The organism is uncultured Campylobacter sp. (genome assembly GCF_938018035.1).
Classification (GTDB): Bacteria; Campylobacterota; Campylobacteria; order Campylobacterales; family Campylobacteraceae; genus Campylobacter_B.
Genome location: NZ_CALIJF010000357.1, coordinates 1 through 1,267 on the forward strand (window position 1 = coordinate 1; position 1,267 = coordinate 1,267).

Sequence of the window (1,267 nt, forward strand, 5' to 3'; positions counted from 1 at the left end):
TATGCGATCTAGATGGCAATCTTACCGATATACAGCTTAAAGATAGAGCGTTAAAGTGTATGCTTAAAAAGACCTATAAATCCATAAATATTTCAGCGGAGGAATTCCGTAATATGGAAAGAAAAATAAAGAAGCAATACGGTAAAGTAGACGATGAATTTTATAATTTTTATAGCGGGTTGGCGGAAAGATGCGGTGGAAATAATCGCCCAGATAAAGCTTGCGAATTTTTCATTGTAGATGACAATATAAATTTAGAATATTTTATGAGTTTGGGAGACAGGGCTTGCAATGGTAAACAAGCCGTAGCAAATTTCAAAGATTTTGTAAATATGTCCATGCTCAAAGGCGAAGTTGTTTACCCCTGGGAAAATAATAATAGTTTAATCTTGTCGGATGGAAATTTAAAATACAAATTATATTTTAGCGGATTAGAAAATGATAAACATGTATTTGATATGTTATTTACGGAAAAAATATTTTTAAATGAAATTAATCCTAAAATATACGACCACAAATATCCTAATGATAAAATTTTTTCTATTCCAACCGACATGCTATTTTTTGATATGTATGTAAGCCTAATAGATAAAAAATACGATAACTTTTGTAATTTATATAACTTTAAAAAGAAAGATATAAAACCGTATAAAGCGTTTTTTGAGTTAGAAGGTAGAAAATATAGTAGGTATGCTTTTTATCTAGGTATTTTTGATGAAAATTATACATATAAATACGATATAAAAGATAATTTGCTGGGTGTGGAGCAAGGATATTATTACGATGAAAAAACCAAAGAGATAAAACGAGAGCAATAAAATAGAATTTATAAAATTTGCCCGTCGTGCACGCTTAAAATTTCTTGCTTAGCGCTATTTGCCTCTTGCGCCGCGAGTGATCATCAAGGACTGCTCGTAGAAAATTAGCAGCGTTATTGAAACGCCCGTGCCGAGCGCCAGCGAGATCGAGATCGTGGCGAGGGCGTTATCGAAAAACGAGATAAGATGAGCGAGTTTATGCTCTGCGCCCGTGGCTCTGATATAAGAAAACAGCGCCAAAACCGCCTTGTAGGCGTAGATGCCGGGGATCATCGGAAGCAGCGCGGGAAAGGCGATGATCTCTGCGGGCACCTTGAGGCGCTTGGCGCAGAGCATCCCCAAAACGCCGATCAGAAACGACGCAAAAAGCGTCGCGGCAGCGATCGAAAAAATTTGGCTTTGAATCAGCAAAAACCTGCATGAATGCGCAACCGCCGCAAGCAGCGCCG

2 protein-coding genes are annotated in these 1,267 nt (G+C 37.4%); one reads left to right on the plus strand and one right to left on the minus strand.

Annotated elements, in window-relative coordinates; all coding sequences use genetic code 11:
* On the plus strand, positions 1-818 hold an 818-nt coding region (locus Q0257_RS10755), incomplete at its 5' end, for a hypothetical protein (protein ID WP_298024733.1).
* Between the two features lie 54 nt (positions 819-872).
* On the opposite strand, the gene Q0257_RS10760 is transcribed toward Q0257_RS10755, so the two are convergent.
* Positions 873-1,267 (minus strand): threonine/serine exporter family protein (locus Q0257_RS10760; protein ID WP_298024735.1); only part of this gene is annotated, 395 nt, incomplete at its 5' end.